This window comes from Burkholderia sp. Bp9031 (genome assembly GCF_003857965.1).
GTDB classification, from domain to species: domain Bacteria; phylum Pseudomonadota; class Gammaproteobacteria; order Burkholderiales; family Burkholderiaceae; genus Burkholderia; species Burkholderia ambifaria_A.
This window is the reverse complement of the sequence record NZ_QTPW01000021.1, coordinates 96,219-121,728: the sequence shown is the minus strand read 5'-3', so window position 1 is coordinate 121,728 and position 25,510 is coordinate 96,219. Positions and strand designations below refer to the sequence as shown.

At 68.2% G+C, this 25,510-nt stretch carries 23 protein-coding genes; 4 read left to right on the top strand and 19 right to left on the bottom strand.

The features are described from left to right. Window positions 1-2: 2 nt before the first annotated feature. From DIE15_RS24580 to edd, 3 genes are all read right to left on the bottom strand, one after another. Window positions 3-1,364 carry a GntP family permease gene (locus DIE15_RS24580; RefSeq protein WP_124834576.1) on the bottom strand — a complete coding sequence of 454 codons (1,362 nt, stop codon included), beginning with the start codon at window positions 1,362-1,364 and terminating at the stop codon, window positions 3-5. A 221-nt stretch (window positions 1,365-1,585) separates the two neighbouring features. Then, on the bottom strand, window positions 1,586-2,212 hold the full coding sequence (gene eda, locus DIE15_RS24570) for a bifunctional 4-hydroxy-2-oxoglutarate aldolase/2-dehydro-3-deoxy-phosphogluconate aldolase (protein WP_057926777.1): 627 nt from the start codon (window positions 2,210-2,212) through the stop codon (window positions 1,586-1,588). Between the two features lie 19 nt (window positions 2,213-2,231). Continuing rightward, on the bottom strand, window positions 2,232-4,088 hold the full coding sequence (gene edd, locus DIE15_RS24565; RefSeq protein WP_057926778.1) for a phosphogluconate dehydratase: 1,857 nt from the start codon (window positions 4,086-4,088) through the stop codon (window positions 2,232-2,234). A 292-nt stretch (window positions 4,089-4,380) separates the two neighbouring features. Here edd and DIE15_RS24560 point away from each other — a divergent pair, with 292 nt between their 5' ends. Further along, window positions 4,381-5,229 carry a MurR/RpiR family transcriptional regulator gene (locus tag DIE15_RS24560; RefSeq protein WP_011350936.1) on the top strand — a complete coding sequence of 283 codons (849 nt, stop codon included), beginning with the start codon at window positions 4,381-4,383 and terminating at the stop codon, window positions 5,227-5,229. 104 nt (window positions 5,230-5,333) lie between these two features. On the opposite strand, the gene DIE15_RS24555 is transcribed toward DIE15_RS24560, so the two are convergent. The 9 genes from DIE15_RS24555 to DIE15_RS24515 all read right to left on the bottom strand — a co-directional run bounded on the left by DIE15_RS24555 (window position 5,334) and on the right by DIE15_RS24515 (window position 14,586). Continuing rightward, window positions 5,334-5,756, bottom strand: coding sequence for a CopD family protein (locus tag DIE15_RS24555; protein ID WP_006760213.1), 423 nt, complete (start codon window positions 5,754-5,756; stop codon window positions 5,334-5,336). A 17-nt stretch (window positions 5,757-5,773) separates the two neighbouring features. Further along, window positions 5,774-7,045, bottom strand: a complete 1,272-nt coding sequence (locus DIE15_RS24550; protein ID WP_057926779.1) for a glutamate-5-semialdehyde dehydrogenase — start codon at window positions 7,043-7,045, stop codon at window positions 5,774-5,776. A gap of 138 nt (window positions 7,046-7,183) precedes the next feature. Further along, window positions 7,184-8,278, bottom strand: a complete 1,095-nt coding sequence (gene holA / locus DIE15_RS24545) for a DNA polymerase III subunit delta (RefSeq protein ID WP_057926780.1) — start codon at window positions 8,276-8,278, stop codon at window positions 7,184-7,186. A gap of 18 nt (window positions 8,279-8,296) precedes the next feature. Beyond that, window positions 8,297-8,848 carry an LPS assembly lipoprotein LptE gene (gene lptE, locus DIE15_RS24540; protein ID WP_057926781.1) on the bottom strand — a complete coding sequence of 184 codons (552 nt, stop codon included), beginning with the start codon at window positions 8,846-8,848 and terminating at the stop codon, window positions 8,297-8,299. A 38-nt stretch (window positions 8,849-8,886) separates the two neighbouring features. Further along, window positions 8,887-11,481, bottom strand: coding sequence for a leucine--tRNA ligase (gene leuS / locus DIE15_RS24535; protein ID WP_057926782.1), 2,595 nt, complete (start codon window positions 11,479-11,481; stop codon window positions 8,887-8,889). 276 nt (window positions 11,482-11,757) lie between these two features. Then, window positions 11,758-12,213: a biopolymer transporter ExbD gene (locus tag DIE15_RS24530; protein ID WP_057926783.1), complete on the bottom strand. Its 456-nt coding sequence runs from the start codon at window positions 12,211-12,213 to the stop codon at window positions 11,758-11,760. Window positions 12,214-12,237: 24 nt separating this feature from the next. Continuing rightward, window positions 12,238-12,906, bottom strand: coding sequence for a MotA/TolQ/ExbB proton channel family protein (locus DIE15_RS24525; protein ID WP_124834575.1), 669 nt, complete (start codon window positions 12,904-12,906; stop codon window positions 12,238-12,240). A gap of 19 nt (window positions 12,907-12,925) precedes the next feature. Beyond that, on the bottom strand, window positions 12,926-13,723 hold the full coding sequence (dapB, locus tag DIE15_RS24520) for a 4-hydroxy-tetrahydrodipicolinate reductase (RefSeq protein ID WP_057926785.1): 798 nt from the start codon (window positions 13,721-13,723) through the stop codon (window positions 12,926-12,928). 65 nt (window positions 13,724-13,788) lie between these two features. Then, complete coding sequence (locus tag DIE15_RS24515) at window positions 13,789-14,586, bottom strand: outer membrane protein assembly factor BamE (RefSeq protein ID WP_057926786.1); 798 nt, start codon at window positions 14,584-14,586, stop codon at window positions 13,789-13,791. Window positions 14,587-14,728: 142 nt separating this feature from the next. On the opposite strand from DIE15_RS24515, the gene fur reads away from it, so the two are divergent. Further along, entirely contained in the window at window positions 14,729-15,157 is a 429-nt protein-coding gene (gene fur / locus DIE15_RS24510) for a ferric iron uptake transcriptional regulator (RefSeq protein WP_011350926.1), read from the top strand. A gap of 260 nt (window positions 15,158-15,417) precedes the next feature. On the opposite strand, the gene DIE15_RS24505 is transcribed toward fur, so the two are convergent. From DIE15_RS24505 to DIE15_RS24495, 3 genes are all read right to left on the bottom strand, one after another. Then, a complete protein-coding gene (locus tag DIE15_RS24505; RefSeq protein ID WP_124834574.1) occupies window positions 15,418-15,942 on the bottom strand; it encodes an ureidoglycolate lyase in 525 nt (174 codons plus the stop codon). Between the two features lie 14 nt (window positions 15,943-15,956). Next, window positions 15,957-16,964, bottom strand: coding sequence for an allantoicase (alc, locus tag DIE15_RS24500; RefSeq protein ID WP_124834573.1), 1,008 nt, complete (start codon window positions 16,962-16,964; stop codon window positions 15,957-15,959). Between the two features lie 103 nt (window positions 16,965-17,067). Next, a complete protein-coding gene (locus tag DIE15_RS24495) occupies window positions 17,068-18,387 on the bottom strand; it encodes a C4-dicarboxylate transporter DctA (protein WP_057926873.1) in 1,320 nt (439 codons plus the stop codon). A 213-nt stretch (window positions 18,388-18,600) separates the two neighbouring features. Between DIE15_RS24495 and DIE15_RS24490 the strand changes: the two genes are divergently transcribed. Further along, a complete protein-coding gene (locus tag DIE15_RS24490) occupies window positions 18,601-19,323 on the top strand; it encodes a FadR/GntR family transcriptional regulator (RefSeq protein ID WP_173938496.1) in 723 nt (240 codons plus the stop codon). Window positions 19,324-19,380: 57 nt separating this feature from the next. Here the strand turns inward: DIE15_RS24490 and cynR are convergent, their stop codons facing one another. Next, window positions 19,381-20,271: a transcriptional regulator CynR gene (gene cynR, locus DIE15_RS24485; RefSeq protein WP_124834572.1), complete on the bottom strand. Its 891-nt coding sequence runs from the start codon at window positions 20,269-20,271 to the stop codon at window positions 19,381-19,383. A 312-nt stretch (window positions 20,272-20,583) separates the two neighbouring features. Here cynR and DIE15_RS24475 point away from each other — a divergent pair, with 312 nt between their 5' ends. Then, window positions 20,584-21,783, top strand: coding sequence for an MFS transporter (locus DIE15_RS24475; RefSeq protein ID WP_124834571.1), 1,200 nt, complete (start codon window positions 20,584-20,586; stop codon window positions 21,781-21,783). A gap of 93 nt (window positions 21,784-21,876) precedes the next feature. On the opposite strand, the gene DIE15_RS24470 is transcribed toward DIE15_RS24475, so the two are convergent. The 3 genes from DIE15_RS24470 to DIE15_RS24460 form a co-directional block, all read right to left on the bottom strand. Beyond that, window positions 21,877-22,935, bottom strand: a complete 1,059-nt coding sequence (locus DIE15_RS24470) for an L-idonate 5-dehydrogenase (protein WP_124834570.1) — start codon at window positions 22,933-22,935, stop codon at window positions 21,877-21,879. A gap of 10 nt (window positions 22,936-22,945) precedes the next feature. Continuing rightward, the gene (locus tag DIE15_RS24465) at window positions 22,946-23,902 is read right to left on the bottom strand and encodes a 2-hydroxyacid dehydrogenase (protein WP_124834569.1); all 957 of its coding nucleotides are present in this window, start codon (window positions 23,900-23,902) and stop codon (window positions 22,946-22,948) included. A gap of 69 nt (window positions 23,903-23,971) precedes the next feature. Continuing rightward, a complete protein-coding gene (locus DIE15_RS24460; protein WP_057926794.1) occupies window positions 23,972-25,420 on the bottom strand; it encodes an MFS transporter in 1,449 nt (482 codons plus the stop codon). Window positions 25,421-25,510: the final 90 nt, after the last annotated feature.

The following is a 25,510-nucleotide window of genomic DNA, read 5'->3' as shown; positions in this document are numbered from 1 at the left end:
TGTTACAGAACCAGGCTCAGCAGCAGCGTAAAGCTCAGACCGAGCACCGAGATGATGGTTTCAAGCAGCGACCAGGTCTTGAACGTCTGGCCGACCGTCATCCCGAAGTATTCCTTGATCAGCCAGAAGCCGCCGTCGTTCACATGCGAGAAGATCAGCGAACCGGAGCCCGTCGCGAGCACCAGCAGCTCCGGACGAACCGCCGCGCCCGACGCCGCCGCGATCGGCGCGACGATGCCGCAGGCCGTCGTCATCGCGACCGTCGCCGAACCCGTCGCGAGACGCATCAGCGCCGCGACGAACCAGCCGAGCAGCAGCGGCGACAGGTGCGCGTGTTTCGCGGTCTCGACGATCTGCTGCGAGATCCCGCTGTCGCGCAGGACGCCGCCGAAGCCACCGCCCGCGCCGACGATCAGCGTGATGCCGGCGATCGGCGCCAGACACTCGCCGCAGAACTTCTGGATCTGGTCGCGGTTGAAGCCCTGCAGCTTGCCGAACGTGAAGAAGCTCACCAGCACGGCGATCAGCAGCGCGACGTCGGAGTTGCCGGCAAAGCGCAGCAGGTTGTTCGGCAGCGACTTCGGCGCGAACACCAGATCGGCCCAGCTGCCGACGAGCATCAGCACGACGGGCAGCAGGATCGTGAACAGCGTGATGCCGAAACTCGGCAGTTCGCGCTTTCGACCGTCCGTGTGCGTATCGACGAACTGCGCGGCGAGCGGATTGTTTTCCGGCAGCTTCACGAACTTCGAGATCGTCAGCGCGAACAGCGGACCGGCGATGATCGCGGTCGGCACGCCGACGATCAGGCCGAATGCGATGGTCTTGCCGATATCGGCGCCGTATTGCTGGACGGCCAGCAGTGCGGCCGGGTGCGGCGGGATCAGCCCGTGCACGACGGACAGGCCGGCCACCATCGGCAGGCCGACGACGAGCAGCGACTTGCCGGTGCGCTTCGCGACGTTGAACGCGATCGGGATCAGCAGCACGAAGCCGACTTCGAAGAACACCGGCAGGCCGACGATGATCGCGACGAACATCATCGCCCAGTGGATGTTCTTTTCACCGAACCAGTCGATCAGCGTGGTCGCGATCCGTTCGGCGCCGCCCGATTCGGCCATCATCTTGCCGAGCATCGTGCCGAGGCCGACGACGATCGCGATGTGGCCGAGCGTGCCGCCCGTGCCCGTTTCGAACGACTTGACGATCTTGTCCATCGGCATGCCGACGACGAGACCCAGGCCCAACGAAACGATGATCAGCACCAGGAACGGGTAGATCTTGTAGCGCGCGATCATCAGGATCAGCGCGGCGATCGCGATCAGCGTGAATACGAGCAGCATGCTGCCTTGGACAGCCCCCATGTGGCACTCCTCCTTGGATTGTTCGAAACCGGGCGAGTTGTTGCGAGTATGCCCGGCTATGCAGGTCTCCGAAACACGGGGGGTACCCACCCCGTGAGGACGCTGAATTTTACTTATCTTTACGGTCCACGGATAGAACCGGTTCCATCAGCAAAAACCCTCGGTAAAACAAGCACTAAGCGCTTGCTTGCCGAGGGTCAAACGTTCGTTTCGTACAAGTCTTAGCGGTGGAGCTGGCTTGCAGCTTGCGCGAGGCGCGTGACTTCGGCCCAGTCCTGCGCGGCGAGCGCGGACTTCGGCGTAAGCCACGAACCGCCGACGCACACGACGTTCGGCAGCTTCAGGAAACTCGGCGCGGTGTCGACCGTGATGCCGCCCGTCGGGCAGAACTTCAGCGCCGGGAACGGGCCGTGGAACGCCTGCAGCATCGGCACGCCGCCGGCCTGCTGCGCGGGGAAGAACTTGACGATCTCGTAGCCGAATTCGAGCGCCTGGATGATGTCGCTCGGCGTCATCACGCCCGGCAGCAGCGGCAGGCCCGCGTCGAGCGACGCAAGGTGCAGGTCCTTCGTCAGGCCCGGCGACACGCCGAACTTCGCGCCCGCGCGCTTCGCCTGCTCGCAGTGCTCCGGCTTCGTGATCGTGCCGACGCCGACGACGATGTCGTCCGCGAGCTGGCTCGCGCGCTGGATCGCTTCCAGGCCCGCCGGCGTGCGCAGCGTGATCTCGAGCACCTTGACGCCGCCCGCGTGCAACGCGCGCGACACGTGTTCGCCCTGCTCGACCGAGTCGAATGCGAGCACCGGGACGACCGGGCCCAGCTTCACGATTTCAGCAATCGTCTTCATTGAATTGGCTCCTTGAAATTCATGCAGCGACGTGAGCGGCCGTTTCGCCGACCAGCGTCCCGAAAACCGATGCGCCCTGCTCGGCCGGTGCGGCCGCCGCGCGGAACACGCCGAACAGTTCGCGCCCGAAACCCGTTTCGTTGTCGGCCTGGTGCAGCGGCTGCGCGACCGGGCGCGCGTGCCATTCGGCTTCGTCGATCTCGATATCGAGGACGCCGGCTTCCGCGTCGATCACGAGCGTGTCGCCCGTCTTCACCTTGCCGAGCGGGCCGGCCAGCAGCGCTTCCGGCGACACGTGGATCACGGCCGGCACCTTGCCCGACGCGCCGGACATGCGGCCGTCGGTGACGAGCGCGACGTGGAAGCCCTGATCCTGCAGCACGCCGAGCAGCGGCGTCAAACGATGCAGCTCGGGCATCCCGTTCGCGCGTGCGCCCTGGAAGCGCACGACCGCGACGAAATCGCGCTTCAGCTCGCCGCGATCGAAGGCTTCCTGCACGGCTTCCTGCGAATCGAACACGATCGCGGGGGCCGTCACCTTGCGGTGCTCGGGCGCGACCGCCGAAATCTTGATCACGCCGCGGCCGAGGCGGCCCTGCATCAGGCGCAGGCCGCCGTCCGGCTGGAACGGGTCGCGAATGCCGCGCAGCACCTTCGTGTCGTGGCTCTCGGCCGCGCCGTCGACCCACGTGAGCGTGCCGTCGATCAGCTTCGGCTCCTTCGTGTAGTGCGACAGGCCCTTGCCCGCGACCGTCGTCACGTCTTCGTGCAGCAGCCCGCCTTCGAGCAGGTTGCGCACCAGGAATGCGACGCCGCCGGCCGCGTGGAAATGGTTCACGTCCGCCTTGCCGTTCGGGTAGATCTTCGCGAGCAGCGGCACGACCGCCGACAGCTCGTCGAAATCGTTCCAGTCGATCAGGATGCCGGCCGCGCGCGCGATCGCGACGAGGTGCAGCGTGTGGTTGGTCGAGCCGCCCGTCGCGAGCAGCGCGACGATCCCGTTGACGATCGCCTTCTCGTCGATCACATGGCCGATCGGCGTGTACTGGCCGCGCTCGACCGTCAGGTCGAGCACGCGGCGCGCGGCCTCGGCCGTCAGCGCGGTACGCAGCGGCGTGTGCGGATGGACGAACGCGGAACCCGGCAGGTGCAGGCCCATCAGCTCCATCAGCATCTGGTTGCTGTTCGCGGTGCCGTAGAACGTGCAGGTGCCGTGGCCGTGATACGCGGCCGATTCGGCTTCGAGCAGCGCATCGCGGCCGACCTGGCCGGTCGCGAACTGCTGGCGGATCTTCGCCTTGTCGTCGTTCGACAGGCCGCTCGTCATCGGGCCGGCCGGCACGAAGATGGTCGGCAGGTGGCCGAACTGCAGCGCGCCGATCAGCAGGCCCGGCACGATCTTGTCGCAGATGCCGAGGCAGAGCGCCGCGTCGAACATGTTGTGCGTGAGCGCGATCGCCGTGCCCATCGCGATCGCTTCGCGCGAGAACAGCGACAGCTCCATCCCCGGGTTGCCCTGCGTGACGCCGTCGCACATCGCCGGCACGCCGCCCGCAAACTGCGCGACGCCGCCGTTCTCGCGCGCGGCGACCTTGATGATGTCGGGGAAATCCTTGTACGGCGCGTGCGCGGACAACATTTCGTTGTACGAGGACACAATGCCGATGTTCGGCTCGCGAATCGCCTTGATCTGGAACTTGTCGCTGCCTTCGAGGCCCGCGAAGCCGTGCGCGAGGTTCGCGCACGACAGCGCGCCGCGCGCCGGGAACTTGCCTTGCGCGCCGTCGATGCGCTGCAGATAGGCGGAACGGGTCGATTGGCTGCGGGCGATCACGCGTTCGGTGACTTTCGCCAGAGTGGGGTGCAGCGACGTCATGCTGGGCGCTCCTGTATGCCGGCGACACCGGCGGTTGGAATCGTGGGGACGATCGAGTGCGTCGAACGAACGAAGCCAGTCTAGTAGAAAAACTACAAGCACGCAATGCAGATTGTCATGCGGGTAACCCTCATTCCCGCCACCAGCAAGGGTTTACCTAGTGAAAACCCTAATTCACCACTCCACCATCTCTAGAAATCACTGACAGCGAGGCTAGCATTTCCTTGTAGATTTTCTACAATTTGATTGCGATACACTCGCTCATCCGAACCCGATTTTCATCCGCCGTCCCATGCTGCCTCGCATTGAAGCGATCCGCGCCGAGCTGCGCCCGTCCGAGCGCAAGCTCGCCGACTATATCCTCGCCGCACCCCGCGAGGTGCTCGACCTCGCGATGACCGAGCTGTCGACCCGCGCGGGCGTCAGCCAGCCGACCATTGCGCGCTTCTGCCAGGCGCTCGGCTGCAGCGGCTTTCGCGAATTCAAGATCCGGCTCGCGCAGAGCGTCGCGCCGGGCGTGTCGTCGGTGTATCGCGACGTCGAACCCGACGAGCCCGCGCCCGGCATCATCGGCAAGGTGTTCGACCGCACGATCGGCGCGCTGATCGAGGTGCGCAACAGCCTGTCGGCCGGCAGCGTCGCCGACGCCATCGCACTGCTGTCGAACGCGTCGCGCATCGAGTTCTACGGCGCCGGCGGCTCCGGCATCGCCGCGCAGGACATCCAGCACAAGTTCTTCCGGCTCGGCGTGCCGAGCGTCGCGTATTCGGACCCGCATACGTTCTCGATGTCGTCGGCGCTGCTCGGCCCGCACGACGTCGTCGTCGCGATTTCGAACACCGGCCGCACGCGCGACATCGTCGATGCCGCGCGCTCCGCGCTCGCGTGCGGCGCGAAGGTCGTCGCGATCACGCAGAGCCATTCGCCGCTCGCGAAACTCGCGACGGTAAGCCTCGCGTCGAACGTGGCCGAGGAAACCGACGTGTTCTCGCCGATGACGTCGCGGATGTCTCATCTCGCGATCGGCGACATCCTCGCGGTCGGCGTCGCGCTGTCGCGCGGGCCCGCGCTGATGGAGCGCGTCGGTCGCGCGAAGGAAGCGATCACGCGTCGCCGGATCGACGACGGCGCGAAGGATTGAGAACGCACCGTGCAGACCGCGCGCACAACGACAAACGGCGCCCCGCGGGGCGCCGTTTGTCGTTGTGCATCAAGCGACGCCGGCAACCGCGCCGGCCATGCCGCTCAGAACGGCTTGATCACGACCAGCGCGACCGCGGCAAGCATGCCGAGCACCGGCAGCTCGTTGAACACGCGATACCACTTGTCGGTGCGGCGGTTCTCGCCGCGCTCGAACACCCGCAGCAGGTGCCCGCAATACGCGTGGTAGATGACGAGCAGCAGCACGACCGTCACCTTCGCGTGGATCCAGCCCTGCCCCTGGCCGATGCCGATCACGAGCCAGAGCCACAGCCCGCAGGCCAGCGCCGGCACCGCGATCATCGTCATGAAGCGGAACAGCTTGCGCGCCATCAGCAGCAGGCGCCGCACCGCGGCCGGATCGGTCTCCATGGCCAGGTTCACGTAAATGCGCGGCAGGTAGAACAGCCCAGCAAACCACGCGGCGATCAGAACGATATGGAACGTCTTGACCCAGAGCATTGCCATCGGTTGTGCGCCTCGCTTTACTGGCGGCCTTCGCCGTGTCCGAGCACGACGTACTTCAGCGACGTGAGCCCTTCCAGGCCGACGGGGCCGCGTGCGTGCAGCTTGTCGTTCGAGATGCCGATTTCCGCGCCGAGGCCGAATTCGAAGCCGTCCGCGAAGCGCGTCGACGCGTTGACCATCACGCTCGCCGAATCGACTTCGCGCAGGAAGCGCATCGCGCGGTCGTGATCCTCGGTGACGATCGCATCGGTGTGATGCGAGCCGTAGTGGTTGATGTGCTCGATCGCGGCATCGAGGCCGTCGACGACCTTGATCGCGAGCACCGGCGCGAGATATTCGGTGTGCCAGTCTTCGTCGGTCGCGTCGACGAGCGGGCCGACGCCCGCCTCGGCGAGCACCGCGCGCGCGGCCGCATCGACGCGCAGCTCGACCTGCTTGTCGCGATACAGCTTGCCGAGCGGCGGCAGCAGCCTCGCTGCGATACCGCTCGAGACGAGCAGCGTCTCCATCGTGTTGCAGGTGCCGTAGCGGTGCGTCTTCGCGTTGTCGCACACGGTCAGCGCCTTCGCGAGATCGGCGCGATCGTCGACGTACACGTGGCAGATGCCATCGAGGTGCTTGATCATCGGCACGCGTGCCTCGTTGATCAGGCGCTCGATCAGGCTCTTGCCGCCGCGCGGCACGATCACGTCGACGAATTCGGTCATCGTGATCAGCTTGCCGACCGCCGCGCGATCGGCGGTCGCAACCACCTGCACGGCGTCCTGCGGCAGGCCGGCCGCCTCGAGCCCTTCGCCGATCAGCTTCGCGAGCGCCGCGTTCGATTCGAGCGCCTCGGAGCCGCCGCGCAGGATCGTCGCGTTACCCGACTTCAGGCACAGCGCGGCCGCGTCGATCGTCACGTTCGGACGCGACTCGTAGATGATGCCGATCACGCCGAGCGGCACGCGCATCTGGCCGACCTGGATCCCGCTCGGGCGGTACTTGAGGTTGCCGATCTCGCCGATCGGATCGGCCAGCGACGCAACCTGGCGCAGGCCCTCGACCATCGTCTTCAGCGCCTTGTCCGACAGCGTCAGGCGATCGATGAACGCCGCATCGAGCCCCTTTTCGCGGGCACGGGCGACGTCGCGTGCATTCGCATCCTTCAGCGCCTGCGCATCGCGCTCGATCGCGCGTGCCACGGCGTCGAGCGCCGCGTTCTTCGCGGCCGTGCTGGCGCGCGCCATCGCGCGGGAAGCGTGCCGGGCACGGCGGCCCAGGTCCGTCATGTACTGGTCGATATCCATCATGTGACTCGAGAAGCGAGCCGCTTGGCGCGGCGTGAATTCGGGGAAAGCGTGCAGCGCGGCAGCAGGAAGGGCCGCACCGACCATCGAAATATTGTAAGCGGGTTGCGCTGCGGGCGCTGACGGCCCCGACGAGGCTTAACGCCGCACGCGACCCGCGGGCGGCGGTCGCTCGCCGCGCTCGCCCGCCACCGTCATCGCGAGCTGGAACAGGCCGTCCCACGGATCGGGCGGCGGATCGTCCTGCGTGCGGCGACCCGGCGTGACGGCCGACAGCCCCTTCACCTGCCGGTCGAGCTTCGCGGCAAACGCGAGCGCCTTCTCGAGCACGGCTTCCGATACGCGGTTCAGCGCGGGTCCGATCAGCCGCTCGCGCGGCCCCCACACGCGGTTCTCGCGCAGCAGCGTAGCGAGCGGCTTGCCGGCCGTCGCGCCACGCTTGATCCGCAGCAGCGTGCGCAATTCCTCGACGACGGCCCACATCACGAGCACGATCGCCTCGCCCTCGCCCTTCAGCCCGTCGATCATCCGCGCGAGCCGCGCGGCGTCGCCCGCGAGCATCGCCTCGTTCAGCTTGAAGACGTCGTAGCGCGCGACGTTCAGCACCGCGTCGTGCACCTGCTCGAACGACAGCACGCCCTGCGGATAGAGCAGCCCGAGCTTCTGGATTTCCTGGTGCGCGGCGAGCAGGTTGCCCTCGACGCGCTCCGCGATGAACTGCAGCGCACGCCGGCCGTCGTCGCCGAGCGCGACGCGCTGGCCCTGCATCGACAGACGCTGGCCGATCCAGTTCGGCAGCTGCGCGCGGTCGACCGGATCGATCTTCAGCGCGACGCCGCCGTTCTGCAGCGCGGTAAACCACGCGGATTTCTGCGTGGCCGCGTCGAGGCGCGGCAACGTGACGAGCATCAGCGCGTCGGGGTTGGGCGTGGCCGCGAGCGTTTTCAGTGCGTCGGCGCCTTCCTTGCCGGGCTTGCCCGACGGAATGCGCAGCTCGATCAGCTGGCGCTCGCCGAACAGCGACATCGCCTGGGTCGCGCCGAGCAGCACGCTCCAGTCGAAGCCGCGCTCGACCGTATGCACCGAACGCTCGGTGAAGCCGGCCGCGCGCGCGGCCGCACGAATGCGGTCGCACGCTTCCTGCGCGAGCAGCGGCTCGTCGCCGTAGACGGTGTAGAGCCCGGTCAACCCCTTCGCGAGGTGCGGCTCCAGCGCATCAAGTCGCAATTGCATCGGTGCGTGCGCCGGCGATCAGAGCGGCGGCGGCGGCAGCGGCGCGCCCGGCGCGACGCCCGGCACCACATCCTCCGGGGCCGGCGTCAGCGAATGGACGATCGCGAGACGCCGCATCAGCTGGTCGACCGCGTCGTTCTGCATGTCGCCGTACAGGATGTCGGCTTCCTGCGCCTTCGCGTTGGTGTACTGGTCGCTGTACGTCATCGCGCGGTTCAACGCGATCGCGCTCGGCGGGATCAGCACGGTGCCGTCCCGGCTCGTCAGCGTGTAGTTCAGCGTGTAGAAGAGCGCATATTCCTGCGCGGAGCCGTACTTGTTGAGCGTCAGCGTGTTCTGCCCGCGCGATTCCCACATGCGCAGCACGGCGTCGGCGTCGTCCGCCGACTTGACGATCTTCGTGTCGCTGCCGGCCTCGACGAGGCGCACGAGCCGCGCCTCGGCGGACGCCGGCGCACCGGCGATCAGCAGGCGCTTGAACGCGTAGTCCTGCTGGCCGCGCAACTGGAAACCGCATGCCGACAGCGCGACCGCGCTGCCGACGAGCACCAAAAACGATCTGCGGATCACCTTCGCTCCTTCTGTGTGCGCCCGACGGCCAACGGCCGTCAGACGACGATGTTCACGAGGCGGCCGGGCACGACGACGATCTTCTTCGCCGGCTTGCCGTCGCTGAACTTCGCGAACGCCTCGTCGGCCACCGCCGCGGCTTCGATCGCCTCGCGGCTCGCGTCCTTCGCGACCTTCAGCGCGCCGCGCACCTTGCCGTTCACCTGCAGCACGAGTTCGATCTCGGCCTGCTCGAGCGCGGCCTCGTCGACCTTCGGCCAGGGTGCGTCGAGCAGCGGGCCGAATTCGTCCGCATAGCCGAGCGCCTTCCACAGCTCGAACGTGACGTGTGGCACGACAGGGTACAGCACGCGCAGCAGCACGCTGTACGTCTCGCGCAACACGCCGGGCGTCGCGCCCTTCGCGCCGTCGATCGCGTTCAGCATCTTCATCGCGGCCGACACGACCGTGTTGTACTGCAGGCGCTGATAGTCGAAATCGGCCTGCTTCAGCACGCTGTAGATCTCCCGGCGCAGCGCCTTGTCGGCTTCGCCGAGCGCGGCCGCATCGAAGCCCGCACGCGCGGCGAGCGCTTCGCGGTTCGTCGCACCGAAGCTCCATACGCGGCGCAGGAAGCGGCTCGCGCCTTCGACGCCCGCGCCCGACCACTCGAGCTGCTGCTCGGGCGGCGCGGCGAACATCGTGAACAGGCGCGCGGTATCGGCGCCGTACTGGTCGATCAACACCTGCGGATCGACGCCGTTGTTCTTCGACTTCGACATCTTCTCGATGCCGCCGAGCACGACCGGCTGGCCGTCGGCGTTCAGCGTCGCGCCGACCGGGCGGCCCTTTTCGTCGAATGCCACGGTCACGTCGGCCGGGTTGTACCAGGTCTTCTTGCCCGCCGCGTCTTCGCGGTAGAACGTCTCGTTCAGCACCATCCCCTGCGTGAGCAGGTTCTTCGCCGGCTCGCCGAACTTCACGAGGCCGAGGTCACGCATCACCTTGGTCCAGAAGCGCGAATACAGCAGGTGCAGGATCGCATGCTCGATGCCGCCGATGTACTGATCCATCGGCATCCAGTAATCGGTGCGCGCGTCGACCATCGTCTCGGCGTCCGGCGCCGTGTAGCGCGAGAAGTACCACGACGAATCGACGAAGGTGTCCATCGTGTCGGTTTCGCGCTTCGCGGCCGCGCCGCACTTCGGGCACGCGCAGTTCAGGAACGCTTCCGACTTCGCGAGCGGGTTGCCCGAGCCGTCCGGCACGAGGTCTTCCGGCAGCACGACCGGCAGGTCCTGCTCCGGCACCGGCACGTCGCCGCACGACGGGCAGTGGATGATCGGGATCGGCGTACCCCAGTAGCGCTGGCGCGACACGCCCCAGTCGCGCAGGCGCCACGTGACCTGCTTGTCGCCGAAGCCGCCAGCCTTCAGGTCGGCCGCGATCGCGTCGACCGCCGCGCCGTACGCGAGGCCGTCGTACTTGCCACTGTTGATGCAGGTCGCGACTTCCTTGTCGCCGTACCACTCTTGCCATGCGTCGAGCGAGTACGTCTGGCCTTCGGCCGCGATCACCTGCTTGATCGGCAGGTTGTATTTCTTCGCGAATGCGAAGTCGCGCTCGTCGTGCGCGGGCACGCCCATCACCGCGCCTTCGCCATAGCTCATCAGCACGTAGTTGCCGATCCACACCTCGACCGGCTCGCCCGTCAGCGGGTGCGACACCGTGAAGCCCGTCGCGACGCCCTTCTTCTCCATCGTCGCGACATCGGCCTCGGCGACGCCGCCGCGCTTGCATTCGTCGATGAACGCGAGCAGTTCCGGCTTGTCCTGCGCGAGGCGCGTGGCGAGCGGATGCTCGGCCGCGATCGCGCAGAACGTGACGCCCATGATCGTGTCGGCACGCGTGGTGAACACGCGCAGCAGCTTCTTCTCGCCGTCGAGTTCGTACGGGAAGCCGAAGTTCACGCCGAAGCTCTTGCCGATCCAGTTCTGCTGCATGATCTTCACGCGCTCGGGCCAGCCGAGGCCGTCGAGATCGTTCAGCAGCTCATCCGCGTATTGCGTGATGCGCAGGTAGTACATCGGGATCTCGCGCTTCTCGACGAGCGCGCCCGAGCGCCAGCCGCGGCCGTCGATCACCTGCTCGTTCGCGAGCACGGTCTGGTCGACCGGGTCCCAGTTCACGGTGCCCGTCTTCTTGTACGCGATGCCCTTCTCGAGCATCTTCAGGAACAGCCACTGGTTCCACTTGTAGTAGTCGGGCTTGCACGTCGCGATCTCGCGCGACCAGTCGATCGCGAGGCCCATCGACTGCATCTGGCCCTTCATGTAGTCGATGTTGTCGTAGGTCCACTTCGCGGGCGGCACGCCGTTCGCCATCGCGGCGTTCTCGGCCGGCATCCCGAACGCGTCCCAGCCCATCGGCATCAGCGTGTTGTAGCCGTTCATCCGCAGATAGCGGTACATCACGTCGTTGATCGTGTAGTTGCGCACGTGACCCATGTGCAGCTTGCCGGACGGGTACGGCAGCATCGACACGCAGTAGAACTTCGGCTTCTGCGAATCTTCCTGCGTCTTGTAGGCATCGGCTGCGCGCCAGTCGCCCTGGGCGGCGGCTTCGACGTCGGCGGGTACGTATCTCTCGTGCATGGTGTGGTTCGGACTAGGCTTTAAGCGGCGCGCCACAAGGCGGGCACGCGGAAGTGGACGAAATCGGGCAGCCCGGCGGCGGCAGGCTCACGGTTCTCGGGCCTGCCTCGTGGTTCCGGATATTCGCCGGGTAACCCGGAGGGTCTCCAGGTTACCCGGCGAAACCCTGCCAACCGGGCGCAAACAACAATTATACCGTCCGTGGCGGGCGGCACGGCCGGTCTCGCGGGCAGCGGCGCATTCTCGCCTGCGCGGGCCTCGCAGGCGGCCGGCAGGTCAGGGTTTCGCGCCTGCGGCGGCCGGCGCGGCGGCGCCCGCCGACGGCATGTCGGTGACGAAACCGATCCGCGTGAGGCCGGCGGCCTGCGCGGCACCCATCACCTGCGCGATCACGTCGTAGCGGGTTGCGCGCGATGCGCGCAGCCGCAGCTCGGGCGGCGCGGCGCTCGCGGCGGCGGTCCGGAACCGCGCCGGCAGCGCATCGAGTGCGACGGGTGTGTCGTCCCAGTACAGCTTGCCGGCGTCGTCGATCGACAGCGTGACCGATTGCGGCGTGTCGCGCGCGGCGCTGGCCGCGACCTTCGGCAGATCGAGCCGGATCGCGTGCGTCATCAGCGGCGCGGTGATGATGAAGATGACGAGCAGCACGAGCATCACGTCAATCAGCGGCGTCATGTTGATCTCCGCCATCGGCGCGGACGTCTTGTGGTGCTCCAGTCCGCCGAATGCCATGGTCGCTCCTCCGGATCGGGCGCGTCAGGCTGGCTGCGCGCACACGAACACGTGCAGGTCGCGCGCGAAGCCATCGAGTTCCTCGGCGAGCTGACGCACGAGCCGCCCGAGGATGTTGTAGGCAAGCACCGCGGGAATCGCGACGACGAGCCCGAACGCGGTCATGATCAGCGCCTCGCCGACCGGCCCCGCGACGTTCTCGATCTGCGCCTGCCCGCTCGCGGCGATGCTGCCGAGCGCGTGATAGATGCCCCATACGGTGCCGAGCAGCCCGACGAACGGCGCGGTGCTGCCGATCGACGCGAGCAGCACCTGGCCGAATTCGAGACGCCGCTGCGAGCGCAGCATCGCGTGACGCAGCGCGCGCAGCACGCGTTCGCTGCGCTCGACGCGCGCGGCCAGCGCGGCCGGGTCGTGTTCGTCGGCCGCATCGCGCGCGGCTTCGGCGAGCGGCACGAACACGCGCTCGCGATCGGCACCGGCGAGCGCGGCGATGCCCGCGTCGAGCGACGCCGCGCGCCAGAACGCGGCGAGCGCGCGCGGCCCCTGCCGCTTCGCGCGGACCAGCAGCCAGGCTTTCATGAGGAGGAAGCACCAGCTGGCGACGGACATCGCCAGCAGGACATAGGCGACGGCGTGCGTAATCGCATCGCCGCTTTCGAGGTAGTGGACAACGCCGGTGGGAATCGCCATCGGAGTTTCCCCGCGAGGGTCAGCGCAGGCCGAGCACGTCCTGCATGTCGAACAGGCCGGCGCCGCGCGCCGACAGGAAGCGGACCGCACGCAGCGCGCCCTGCGCGTACGACACGCGGCTCGACGACTTGTGCGTGATCTCGATCCGTTCGCCGATCCCGGCGAACAGCACGGTGTGATCGCCGACGATGTCGCCGCCGCGCACGGCCGCAAAGCCGATCGTCGACGGATCGCGTTCGCCCGTCACGCCCTGGCGGCCGTACACCGCGCAGTCGTCGAGCGAGCGCCCGAGCGCGCCGGCCACGGCCTCGCCCATCATCAGCGCTGTGCCCGACGGTGCGTCGACCTTGTGACGGTGGTGCGCCTCGATGATCTCGATGTCGTAGCCGTGCGAGAAATGCTTCGCCGCGAATTCGAGCAGCTTCAGCGTGACGTTCACGCCGACGCTCATGTTCGCCGCGAACACGATGCCGATCTTGCCTGCCGCGGCCTGCAGCTCGGCCTTCTGCTCGGCGGTGAAGCCGGTCGTGCCGATCACGAGCTTGACGTCGTGGCGCAGCGCGGCCGCGACGTGCGCGATCGTGCCTTCCGGCCGCGTGAAGTCGATCAGGTAATCGGCCTGCGCGAACACCGCATCGAGGTCGTCGGTCAGCTTGATCCCGGTTTCCTTGCCGAGAAACGCGCCCGCGTCCTGGCCGAGGAACGGCGAATCGGCGCGGTCGAGCGCACCGACGAGCTGCGCGTCGGCATCGTTGAGAACGGCTTCGATCAGCATCCGGCCCATACGGCCCGATGCACCGGCAATCGCAATCTTCATGGCTTTCTACACGACAGGTCTAAAGGCGGGCGGCGCATGCCGCCCTGTTTCCGCACGCCGGCCGCTTACTGCGACTGGGCCGGCGCGGTGAGCGGCTGGTTCTGCAGGTTGTCGGAACCTTGCGGGCCGACGGGCGACGCCTCGTTCGACGCGTTCGGCGGCGGCGGACGATGGAACTGGAACTGCGGCTGGATCGCCGGTGCGGCGCCCGGCGGCTGGCCGCCCGGCACCGGCGCGCCGCCCGAGGCCTGCGCGGACGGCGTGAAGCGGCGGGCGGTCGCGCCCTGGCCCGACACCTGGTTGGTCGCGCGGTTCGCCGCGCGCGCCGCCTGGGCGTTCGCATCCTGATCGACCGCCGCGCCGGACGCCGGCTGGGCGGACGGGCTCTCGGCGGCGGCCTGCGCGGCGCTCGCAGCGGCAGCGGCTTCCGACGCCTTCTTCGCCGCGGCTGCGGCCTTCGCCTTCTTGCCGCCGCGGTCGCCGTCGATATCGGCCAGCAGGTCGAGTTCGGACGGCAGGTTCTCGGCACCCGTCCAGCTCGCGAGGCGATCGCCCGAGAACGTCAGTACGAGGTCGCGCTGCTGGACGACGGACGTCGAGCCGCGCTTGAAGTAAAAGAGGTAATCCCAGCGGTCGGCATGGAACATGTCGGCCAGCAGCGGCGTGCCGAGCAACGCGCGGACCTGCTCGCGCGTCATCCCGGCCTGCAACTGCGCGGCCTTCTCCTGCGACACGAAGTTGCCCTGCACGACAGTGATCCGATAGGGCGTGATGCTCTGCGCGATGCGCTGCGTCACGCTGTCGTACGACGAACAACCAGCCAGCGCGGCAACGGCGGCGGCAGCGATGATGGCACTCCGCATGCGACTCCTCTGAAAGTGCGAAAGAGATTCCGGGAACATTTCCGTCACCGTGCTGGCCCGCGTCGCAGGCCGCGCGTGTTTCTGGAACGGCGAAAAGCCGGTAACATTGAAGCCCTGCATTGTACTCTAGGGATGCCTAGCCATGACCAATCCGACGGATCTCAAGAATATCGGGCTAAAGGCCACCCTACCGCGCCTCAAGATTCTCGAGATCTTCCAGCAGAGCCCGGTGCGTCACCTGACGGCCGAAGACGTCTACCGGAACCTGCTCAACGAGCAGCTCGACATCGGGCTCGCCACCGTTTACCGCGTGCTGACGCAGTTCGAGCAGGCCGGCCTGCTCACGCGCAGCAACTTCGAATCCGGCAAGGCCGTGTTCGAACTGAACGAAGGTTCGCACCACGATCACCTCGTCTGCCTCGATTGCGGCCGCGTCGAGGAATTCTTCGATGCCGAGATCGAAGGCCGCCAGCAGGCGATCGCGAAGGAGCGCGGCTTCCGGCTCCAGGAACACTCGCTCGCGATGTACGGTTCCTGCACGACCGAGAACTGCCCGCACCGCAAGCACTGATCCGCATCCTGCGCGCATGCGCGACGGCCCGGCCGGCATTTCGCCGTCCGGGCCGCGTTGTTTTCGGGACAGGAATGAAAACGGCCCGCGCGTCGCGCGCGGGCCGGTCCGGGAACGCTTTCAATCAATCATGCGGCGGCGGCGAGCCGTGCTGCCGCCGCGCGACCCTCGACGCCCGACGCCCGATGCCCGATGCCCGATGCCCGATGCCTGATGCCTGATGCCTGGTGCCCGATGCCTGATGCCGCCTTCGTCGCGCGTCAGGCCGCGCTCGCGCATGCCGGCTCGAACTCGAGCGCCCACGCATCGTCGAGCGGAATCTCGTCGCAGTTCGGCTGCGGGCCGCCGCGGTCGACGATCACGAAATCGCTGACCGCATCGAGCGCGAGCAGCGGATGGTGCCAGACCCCCTTCGCGTAGTTCACGCCCTGCCAGCCTTCGGCCAGGAACGCGCGCATCGCATCGGGCCGGAATTCGCCGGCCGGCGCGACGACGATCGCGTAGCGCGACACGGCCGCCAGCGGGATGAACGCCTGGCTGCCGTGCGGATGACGCTCCATCAGCGTGATCGCGACCGGCAGCGCGCGCGGCTGCGCGCGAAACACGCTGACGAGCGGCCGGCCGCCGTCCGCGCAGACATCGATCGTCGCGAGATCGTGGAAGCGCTCGGTCGTGCCGCCGTTGATCGGGAAGTGCCGCGCGCCTTCGAGCGCGATCACGTCGCCGAACGGCGCGAACGCGTCGCGGGTCAGGCGCTCGACGCGCAGGATGTGTGGTCCGCTCATGCCGGTGCCCTCCTTCAAGCCGGCTCGCCCCACAGACGCAGGCGCGATACGCCGCCGTCCGGGAAGATGTTGAAGCGCACGTGCGTGACGGGGCCGAGGGCCGCGAGCTGGTCGAACGTATGCACGTGGTCCATCTGCAGCTTCTGCTCGCCGAGCAGTTCGGCCCAGAACATCGCCTGCGTGACGAGCGAATCGTCGGTGCCGCCCGCGACCCGCGCGGCCTGCAGCGAGCAGCGATCGGGGAAGTTGCCCTTGAAGAACGCCGTATCGACCTCGACGCGCCGGATGATGCCCGGCCGCGCCAGCGCGACGATCGCCCAGTCGTTGCCGGGCTCGCGGCGGCGCCGCGTTTCCCAGCCGTCGCCCATGTTCGCGCCGCGCCCCGGCATCAGCATCTGCGAGGCCGGGCCGAAGTGCTGGTTGTTCGCGGCCACCAGGTAGCCGCCGTTCTCGATCGCCGCGAGGTCGACGAGCTCGCCGGCCGGCACGTGGCGCCAGTCGCGCTGCGGCTGGCCGTACACGCGCAGCCGCGCGAGCCCGCCGTCCGGGTACAGGTTCACGCGCAGGTGCGTGACCGGCTGCGCATCGTCGACGCTCACGTAGTGATGCGAATTGCCCTGCAGCGTCGTCGCGGGGACGATCGTGCGCCATTCGGTGTCGTCCGACGGCGTGTCGCCGTCCACCGCGCAGGCCTCGATCGACGCAGCCGGCGGGAAGTTGCCGGTGAAGTGGCTCGTATCGAGATCGACGCCGTAAATCACGCCCGGCCGCGCGAGCCGCACCACGCAGAAGTCGTGGCCGGTGGTGCGCTTGCGGCGCGTCTCCCAGCCGTCCATCCACTTGCCGTGATCGTCATACTTGCCGGGAATGAAGACGGCTGGCTCGGGATTCAGCATGCGCTCCTTCGGCGCGAAGAATTCGTCGCTGGCGAAGAGCGCCCGCGCGCCCAGGCGCGGATCGGCGAGGTTCATGTAGCGCCGCGTGAAGGCCGGCGCGTTCGGGTCGAGGATGGGAGCTGCCATGTCGTCTCCATTATCTTGAGAAGGGCCGGCGCTTCGGCGCGCCTGCCTCAGGAAATTCGTTCGCGCGGCGCAGTCGGGGAGGCCGCTCCGCGCGGGGGTGTGCTCAGAGCGCGTGGGCCTGGTCGCCCGCGACCGGTGCGGCGTTGCCTTGCGCGTCGGCCACGTAGCGCAGTTCGCGGTTCAGCACGCGCTTCGCGCGGGCCCGGTCGATGTCGTTCTCCCACACCGCGACGACCACCGTCGCGACGCAGTTGCCGATCAGGTTGGTCACCGCGCGGGCAATGCCGACAAACCAGTCGACCGGCAGGATCAGCACGAGGCCAAGCACCGGAATCGCGGGAATTGCCGACAGCGTCGCCGCGAGGATCACGATCGCCGAGCCCGGAATCCCGTGCGCGCCCTTCGACGTGACGAGCGACACGAGCAGCACGACGATCAGGTCATGCGTGGACAGCGGCGTGTTGGTGGCTTGCGCGATGAACAGCACGGCGAGCGTCAGGTAGATCGAGAAGCCGTCGAGGTTGAACGAATAGCCGGTCGGGATCACGAGGCCGACCGTCGAATCCTTGATGCCCATGTATTCCAGCTTGCTCATCACCTGCGGCAGCACCGCGTCCGACGATGCCGTGCCGAGCACGATCGACAGTTCCTCGCGCAGGTAGCGGATCAGCTTGAACACCGAGAAGCCCGCGAGACGCATCACCGCGCCGAGCACGACCGTGACGAACACGAAGCAGCTCAGGTAGAACACCGCGACGAGGTAGCCGAGCTGCTTGAGCGACGCGACGCCGTACTTGCCGGTCGTGAACGCGATCGCGCCGAGCACGCCGAGCGGTGCGAGCTTGATGATGAAGCCGATGATGCGGAAGAACACGTGCGACAGCTCCTCGATCAGGCTGTTCACGCGCTGCGCCTTGTCGCCAAGCAGCGACAGCGCGGAGCCGAACAGCACCGCGAACACGAGGATCTGCAGGATGTCGCCCTTCGCGAACGCGTCGATCGCGGTCTCGGGGATGATCTTCATCAGGTAGCCGGCCGTGTCCTTCAGGCTTTCGGCGTTTTTCGCGTACGACGCGAGCGAGGCCGCGTCGAGCGAGCGCAGGTCGATGTTCATCCCGACGCCCGGGCGCGTGAGCCACGCGAGTACCAGACCGATGCCGAGCGCAAGCGTCGTCATGATCTCGAAGTAGACGACGGCCTTCAGGCCGACCCGGCCGACCTTCTTCAGGTCGCCCGCATTGGCCATCCCGCTGACCACGACGCAGAACACGATCGGGCCGATGACCATCTTGATGAGTTTCAGAAAGCCGTCGCCGAGCGGTCGCAGCGACTCGGCGAAATGCGGGAAGAACGCGCCGAGCGCGACCCCCAGGATAAGTGCGACGACTACCCGGCCAAACAGTGAGTTGAGGAATTTCGACACGGCGCTCTCCCGATCCAACGGTTGCAGTTTCGTCTGTTCATACTGGTAAGACCAGTGATGTTATGGTGGATAGTAGGAAGCCGATATAGTGGCGTCAAGGACGAATCAAATAGGGATTTCCCGCCTCTTCGCACCGACTTGCGATGCACGAAAACAGGGGGCGATCGTGGCTTTCCCGTAGGCCGCTCATGCACCGTGCGCGTGCGGATTACAATGCCGGTCAGACCGGCCATCGTTCACATCATGAAAAACGTTCCGCACACCGTGACCGACGCCGCCATCGCGACGATCCGCGACCGGATCGAGGCAGGCGTGTATCCGGTCGGCAGCCTGCTGCCGGCCCAGCGCCAGCTCTCCGAGGAGCTGGAAATCAGCCGCGCGTCGCTGCGCGAGGCGCTCTCCACGCTCGAGGCGCTCGGGATGCTGCGCATCCGCGCCGGCAAGGGCGTATATGTCGAAAGCGCGCAGGCGGCAGCCGCCCATCCATGGCAGTTCGCCGAGCAGTCGTCGCCGCCCGACACGTACCAGATGCGCTATGCGCTCGAAGGGTTCGCCGCACGCATGGCCGCGCATGTCGTCACCGACGACGACATCGCGTGGTTCGAGGACAACCTCGCCGACCTCCACGTCGCGCTGACCGAGAGCGCGCTCGACGAAGCGTCGCGGCTCGACTTCGACTTCCACATGCGAATCATCCATCTCGCGGGCAACGCGGCGATCGAGTCGGTGCTGCGCAGCAGCGCCGACATCATGAAGGAAAGCCAGCGCATGCCGTTCTATCGGCGCGAGCTGCTGCTGTCGACATGGCACGAGCATCGCGCGATCGTCGACGCGCTGATCGCCCGCGATGCGGCAGCGGCCGGTATCGCGATCGAGACGCACATCGCGAACGCCGCACAGCGCGCGGGCATCTTCTTCCCGACGCCCGGCGTCTGACGCAGCCGTCGGCCGGCGGTCGCGGCCGGCGCCGCAGCCGTTCTCCGGTCGTACCGGTCATCCCCCCGAAGGATCGCGATACGCGAGCGCGCGTTCGATGAACGCGCGTGCCGCGACGCTGCGGTATGCGCCCTTGCGCGTGAGCAGCGCTGCCGTGCGCGACGGCAGCGGCGGATCGAGCTCCAGCGCGCACAAGTCGCCGCTCTCGCGCGCGACCGCGTCCGGCAGCACCGTGGCCAGCCGCCCGCAGCGCACGAGTTCCAGCACCGCGCTGACCATATTCGTCTCGATCGCGACCTTCGGCTGCGCGCCCTGCTCGATGAAATACCGGTCGATGCTTTCGCGCGTCGCGAACGCGCGGCTCAGCAACACCAGCGGCTCGCCGGCGAGTTCGGACGGGCTCAGCGCGCGGCGGCGATGCGCGAGCCGGTGCGTGCGGCCCGTCACGAGCGCGAGCGGTTCTTCCCACAGCGGCAGCGCGTCGATGTCCGGCGCGCGCGGCGGCACGAACGCGAAGCCTGCATCGAGCCGGTCGTCGGCGAGCAGCGCCTCGATGCGCTCCTGCGGCATCGCGTCGATCGTCAGCGCGACGTTCGGGAAATCCGCATGGAACGCGTCGATCAGCGAGCCGCTCAGGTAGGCCGCGAAGGTCGGCATCATCGCGAGCCGCAGCGAACCGCTGCCGAGATCGGCGACGTCGTGCAACGCACGCTGCCCGGTGTCGAGCTCGTGCAGCGCCGCGCGCGCGTGGCACGCATAGACTTCGCCGAATTCGGTGAGCCGCACCGTGCGGCCCGAGCGGTCGAACAATTGCACGCCGAGCATGTCCTCGAGCTGGCGGACCTGCTGCGACAGCGTCGGCTGCGACACGTGCAGCGCGTCGGCCGCACGCGTGAAGCTGCGCTGCTCGGCGACGGCCAGGAAATAGCGGATGTGGCGGAGTAGCATCGCGGCTCAGGTATTGGTTACACCAATGGATACCATAAGGATCCAGTCTTGGACGCTATGATTCGATTCCCGCATCATACGCACTTCCGCTCCCGCGCACGGCGCCTGGCCGCCGCACCGGAGCGGCACGCCCGGGCCCGCCCTGCCCCCGCCCGCCGCACGACGATGCGCCGCCGCCCCATCCGGGCGCCGGCCACGCTCCGCCCGGCGCGCATCGGACCATCGCCGATCCGTTGACGCCGGCCCCGATTTCCGCAACCCTGCGCAGCCGACGGCCCGTGCCGCCGGCCGGCGCCGCTGTTTTTCGCGACCATGGAACCGCATCACGACAACCATCCTCCCCTGACCCGCGCGATGACGCTGCTGTTCGCCTGCGCGTGCGGCATTGTCATCGGCAACATCTATTACGCGCAGCCGCTGCTCGCGGCGATCGCACACAGCTTCGGCCGCCCGCCCGCCGAGCTCGGCTATCTCGTCACGCTGACGCAGCTCGGCTATGCGGCGAGCCTGCTGCTGATCGTCCCGCTCGGCGACGCGGTCAACCGCCACACGCTGATCGTGCGGCTGCTCGTGCTCAACGTCGTCGCGCTGGTGGCCGTCGCGCTCAGCACGAACTTCACGATGTTCGTCGTCGCGAACATCGCGCTCGGCTTCGTCACATGCTCGACGCAGCTGCTCGTGCCGTTCGCCGCATCGCTCGCCCATGCGCGCACGCGCGGCCGCGCGGTCGGCACCGTGATGAGCGGGCTGCTGCTCGGCATCCTGCTCGCGCGCGTCGCGGCCGGTGCGATCGCCGACGGATTCGGCTGGCGTGCGGTGTACGGGATCGCCGCGGCGATGATCCTCGCACTGACCGGCGTGCTCGCGGTGAAGCTGCCGAAGGATCGCCGCCACGCGCGGCTCGACTACGCGGCGCTGATGAAGTCGCTCGTCGCGCTGGTGCGCGCGCAGCCGCTGATCGCACTGCGCTCCACATACGGCGCACTCGTGTTCGCATGCTTCAGCCTGCTGTGGACCGGTCTCACGTTCCTGTTGAGCCAGCCGCCGTACAGCTATTCCGAAGGACAGATCGGCCTGTTCGGGATCGTCGGCGCGGTGGGCGCGCTCGCGGCGACGTCGGCCGGCCGGCTCGTCGATCGCGGCCACGGCAACGCGGCGACCGGCCTGTTCGCGGCAGCCGTGCTCGCCTCGTTCGCGCTGATCGCGGCCGGCGCGCATTCGCTCGTCGCGCTGATCGCGGGGATCCTGCTGCTCGACGTCGGCGTGCAGGGCATGCACATCTCGAACCAGAGCGTGATCTACGCGCTCGCCGGCAACGCGCGCAGCCGCGTGACGACGATCTACCTGACGAGCTACTTCATCGGCGGTGCGCTCGGATCGTTCGCGGCGAGCGTCGCATACGGCATCGACGGCTGGCGCGGCGTGTGCATCGCGGGCGCGGCACTGTCCGGCGTGCTGATCGCGCTGTGGCTCGCATCGCAGCGCGTGGGCGTGCGCCAGGTCACGCAATAAGCCGCTCCCGCGCCATCAATTGAAAAGGCACGCTCCGCGACCCGCGGGCGTGCCTTTTTTACGTCGGCGCAATCGCGCGGCATCAGCGCACGATCACGCCCCCTCGCTCGCGAAATCGATCAGCACCTTCATCGCGCGCTGCCGGTCGCCGGCCAATTCGAACGCGCGGTTCGCATCGCGCATCGGGAACACACCCGTCACGGCCGGACGCAGGTCGACGCGCGCCGTATTGATCAGCTGCACCGCGAGCGCGAATTCCGCATGGAAGCGGAACGAGCCGCAGATCGACAGCTCCTTCGCGACCACGACGTTCTGCGGCAGGCTGACGTCGCCGCCGAGCCCGAGCTGCACGACGATGCCGCGCGGCCGCATCACGTCGAGACCGTCACGCAGCGCGCGCGCATTGCCCGAACACTCGATCATCACGTCGAACGTGCCCTTGTCGGCGCCGTAGCGCGCGACCCAGCCGGTGTCCGTCATCGCGTTGATCGTGCGGTCGGCGCCGAGCGCGCGGGCGACCTCGAGCGGCGCATCGACCACGTCGGTCGCCACGATCTCCGCCGCACCGTGCACGCGCGCCGCCGCGACCGCCAGCACGCCGATCGGCCCGCACCCCGACACGAGCACGCGCCTGCCGATCAGCGGGCCTGCGCGCGATACCGCATGCAGCCCGACCGCGAACGGCTCGGCGAGCGCCGCGAGCGACAGCGGCACATGGTCCGCCACCTTCACGCACTGCGCGGCGTCGCACACGAGCGCGTTGCGAAACGCGCCCTGCACGTGCGGCATGCGCATCGCGCTGCCGTAGAAGCGCATGTCGAGACACTGGTTCGGCAGTCCTTCGAGGCAATAGCGGCACGCGCCGCACGGGCGGCTCGGATTCACCGCCACGCGATCGCCGACCTGCACCGACGTCACGTCCGGCGCGACCGCCGCGACCGTACCGGCCACTTCATGGCCGAGCACCATCGGCTGCTGCAGCCGGATCGCGCCGAAGCCGCCATGCCGGAAGTAATGCAGGTCGGAGCCGCAGATGCCGCCCATCGCGACATCGACGCGCACCTGCCCCGGGCCGATCTCGCCCGCGTCCTGCTCTTCGAGCCGCAGGTCGTTCGGCCCGTGGATCACGAGACACATGCAGCGCATACGCATGACATCCTCCTCAGACGACCGGCGTGAGCAACGGCTCGCCGGCAAAGTGCGCAGCGAGGTTGTCGCGCACGAGCCAGCCCATCGCCTGGCGCGTCTCGACGGTGCCGCTCGCATGATGCGGCTGCAGCAGCACGTTCTGCAACGCGAGGAAACGCGGGTCGATGCGCGGCTCGTTCCAGAACACGTCGAGCGCCGCGCCGGCGATCACGCCACGTTCGAGCGCATCGAGCAGCGCGGGCTCGTCGACGGTCGTGCCGCGCGACACGTTCACGAGATAGCCGCGCGAGCCCAGCGCGTCGAGCACGGCCGCATCGACGAGATGGCGGGTCGACGCGCCGCCCGCAAGCGTGACGATCAGCACGTCGCACCAGCCGGCCAGCTCGGTCAGGCGGCCGAAGAAGCGGTGCTGGCTGTCCGCACGCGGCGCGACGTCGAAGTAGCCGAGTTCGACGTCGAAGCCCGACAGCCGGCGCGCGAGCGTCGAACCGATCCGGCCGAAGCCGACGATGCCGACGCGCTTGCCGTACAGGCGCGTGACGAGCGGCATGTCGCCGCCTGACCACGCACCGGAGCGCACGTACGCGTCGCCGGCGCCGATCCGACGCAGCAATGCGAGCGTAAGCCCGACACCAAGATCGGCAACGTCGCCGGTCAGCACGTCGGGGGTGTTGGTCACGCGGATCCCGCGCTCGCGGGCTGCCGCCAGATCGATCGCATCGGTGCCGACGCCGTAGCACGAGATGATCTCGAGCTGGGGCAGCGCGGCAATCAGCGTGGCATCGGCACCGAGGTCGCCGCGCGTCGCGATCGCGCGCACGCCGGCGCCGTGTTCGGCGAGGAACGCCGCGCGGCCGGCGGCCTCCCACAGCCGGTGAACGTCATAGCCGGTCGACAGCCATGCGTCGTCCCACGGCTGGTAGGGGCCCGTCATCAGCAGTTCGGGCCGCTGGGTCGATTCGTGCGCCATCTGCGCTGCTCCTGTCGAAAAGCGTTGGAATTCGAATGCGTGCCGGGCCGCGTCGGCCGCCCGGCCCGTTCATGCATGCCGTGCAAGCGGTTCTGCGTCAGCGGCCGGTTGCGCCTGCGCGGCGTCGAGCGGATCGTCGAGATCGCGGTTCAGCGGTTCCGGCATGCGTGACGTCGTGAACAGCGTGATCAGCGTCAGCAGCACCAGGTACGCGGCAATCGGCACCCAGGCGCGCACGCCGGCCGTGTGGTCGCCGCCGTGCAGCGCGATCACGGTCGCGATGATCGTCGCGCCGATGAGCGGGGCGATCCCGCCCGCGAGCACGGCCGACACTTCGCGCGAGAACGACACGCCCATGTAGCGATGGCGTGAGCCGAACAGTTCGGGCAGCAGCGCGGCCTGCGCGCCGAGCATCCCCCAGTTCGCGAAGCCCTGCGCGACAGAGATCGCGATGACGCTCGCGACCACGTTCCCCTGGCTGAAGATCCACCACACCGGGAACGCGAGCGCGAGTTGCAGCCACGCGAACGTGCGGTACACGCGCACGCGGCCGAAGCGATCGCTCAGCCGGCCCGCCAGCGGCACCGTGCACGCGCCGACGGTCGCCGCGCACACCAGCGCGAGCGCGCCGATCGGCCCCTTCATCCCGATCACGCCGGCGAGATAGCTGACGGCGAGCGCCTGGTAGATCGACGAGCCGCCGTTTTCGGCCATCCGCAGGCCGATGCCGATCAGCAGCGTGCGCTTCGAATGCTGCACGGCGCTCTTCAGCGGATTCGCCAGGACCTGCGCGCGCTTCTCGAGCCGCACGAAGGTGGGCGACTCGTGCAGCCGCACGCGCATGTAGATCCCGACCGCGACGATCACCGCGCTGAACAGGAACGGCACGCGCCAGCCCCAGCCGTCGGTGACCCGATCGATGTTTGCGAGCAGCAGGAAATAGACGGCCGCCGCGAGCACCGTGCCGAGCTGGATGCCCAGGAACGGCAGCGACGCATAGAAGCCGCGCTTGCCCGGCGGCGCGTATTCGGTCATCAGCACCGCGGCGCCGGCCTGCTCCGCGCCTGCGCCCAGGCCCTGCAGGATGCGCAGCAGGATCAGCAGCGCGGGCGCCCAGTAGCCGGCCGTCGCGAAGGTCGGCAGCACGCCGATCAGCGTGCTCGCGACACCCATCAGCAGCACCGTTGCGGTCAGCACGAACTTGCGGCCGATCCGGTCGCCGAGCACGCCGAACACGACGCCGCCGAGCGGGCGCACCGCGAAGCCGACGAAGTAAGTGCCGAAGCTCGCGATCAGCCGCATCTCGGCGGTCTGCGCCGGAAAGAACAGCGGCCCGAACACCAGCGCCGACGCGAGCGTGTACAACGCGAAATCGTAGTATTCGAGCGCGCTGCCGAGCGAGCAGGTCCATGCCGCGCGGTTGAGCTGCTTCGGGTCGACGCCGCGGCGCTCGACGGTCTCGCCCGGCGCGCCGGACCCTGCATCGTGCCGCGCGGGCGGCGGGGAAATGCGATCCATCGTTGTCTCCTGTCTCCTGCCTTCCGTTCCGGAACCCGGCTGCGTATCGCGCGACCGGGACATCGGCCCGCTCGTGCGGCGGGCTCTTCT

What these genes read in the sequence shown, in the direction of transcription:
- cynR (WP_124834572.1), bottom strand. Translation starts at nt 20,271, where the DNA reads ATGCTACTCCGCCACATCCGCTATTTCCTGGCCGTCGCCGAGCAGCGC.
- eda (WP_057926777.1), bottom strand. Translation starts at nt 2,212, where the DNA reads ATGAAGACGATTGCTGAAATCGTGAAGCTGGGCCCGGTCGTCCCGGTG.
- fur (WP_011350926.1), top strand. Translation starts at nt 14,729, where the DNA reads ATGACCAATCCGACGGATCTCAAGAATATCGGGCTAAAGGCCACCCTA.
- edd (WP_057926778.1), bottom strand. Translation starts at nt 4,088, where the DNA reads ATGACGTCGCTGCACCCCACTCTGGCGAAAGTCACCGAACGCGTGATC.
- alc (WP_124834573.1), bottom strand. Translation starts at nt 16,964, where the DNA reads ATGGCAGCTCCCATCCTCGACCCGAACGCGCCGGCCTTCACGCGGCGC.
- DIE15_RS24490 (WP_173938496.1), top strand. Translation starts at nt 18,601, where the DNA reads ATGCCGGTCAGACCGGCCATCGTTCACATCATGAAAAACGTTCCGCAC.
- DIE15_RS24470 (WP_124834570.1), bottom strand. Translation starts at nt 22,935, where the DNA reads ATGCGTATGCGCTGCATGTGTCTCGTGATCCACGGGCCGAACGACCTG.
- DIE15_RS24550 (WP_057926779.1), bottom strand. Translation starts at nt 7,045, where the DNA reads ATGGATATCGACCAGTACATGACGGACCTGGGCCGCCGTGCCCGGCAC.
- dapB (WP_057926785.1), bottom strand. Translation starts at nt 13,723, where the DNA reads ATGAAGATTGCGATTGCCGGTGCATCGGGCCGTATGGGCCGGATGCTG.
- holA (WP_057926780.1), bottom strand. Translation starts at nt 8,278, where the DNA reads ATGCAATTGCGACTTGATGCGCTGGAGCCGCACCTCGCGAAGGGGTTG.
- DIE15_RS24560 (WP_011350936.1), top strand. Translation starts at nt 4,381, where the DNA reads ATGCTGCCTCGCATTGAAGCGATCCGCGCCGAGCTGCGCCCGTCCGAG.
- DIE15_RS24460 (WP_057926794.1), bottom strand. Translation starts at nt 25,420, where the DNA reads ATGGATCGCATTTCCCCGCCGCCCGCGCGGCACGATGCAGGGTCCGGC.
- DIE15_RS24505 (WP_124834574.1), bottom strand. Translation starts at nt 15,942, where the DNA reads ATGAGCGGACCACACATCCTGCGCGTCGAGCGCCTGACCCGCGACGCG.
- DIE15_RS24555 (WP_006760213.1), bottom strand. Translation starts at nt 5,756, where the DNA reads ATGGCAATGCTCTGGGTCAAGACGTTCCATATCGTTCTGATCGCCGCG.
- DIE15_RS24475 (WP_124834571.1), top strand. Translation starts at nt 20,584, where the DNA reads ATGGAACCGCATCACGACAACCATCCTCCCCTGACCCGCGCGATGACG.
- DIE15_RS24515 (WP_057926786.1), bottom strand. Translation starts at nt 14,586, where the DNA reads ATGCGGAGTGCCATCATCGCTGCCGCCGCCGTTGCCGCGCTGGCTGGT.
- DIE15_RS24525 (WP_124834575.1), bottom strand. Translation starts at nt 12,906, where the DNA reads ATGGCGATTCCCACCGGCGTTGTCCACTACCTCGAAAGCGGCGATGCG.
- DIE15_RS24580 (WP_124834576.1), bottom strand. Translation starts at nt 1,364, where the DNA reads ATGGGGGCTGTCCAAGGCAGCATGCTGCTCGTATTCACGCTGATCGCG.
- DIE15_RS24465 (WP_124834569.1), bottom strand. Translation starts at nt 23,902, where the DNA reads ATGGCGCACGAATCGACCCAGCGGCCCGAACTGCTGATGACGGGCCCC.
- leuS (WP_057926782.1), bottom strand. Translation starts at nt 11,481, where the DNA reads ATGCACGAGAGATACGTACCCGCCGACGTCGAAGCCGCCGCCCAGGGC.
- DIE15_RS24530 (WP_057926783.1), bottom strand. Translation starts at nt 12,213, where the DNA reads ATGGCATTCGGCGGACTGGAGCACCACAAGACGTCCGCGCCGATGGCG.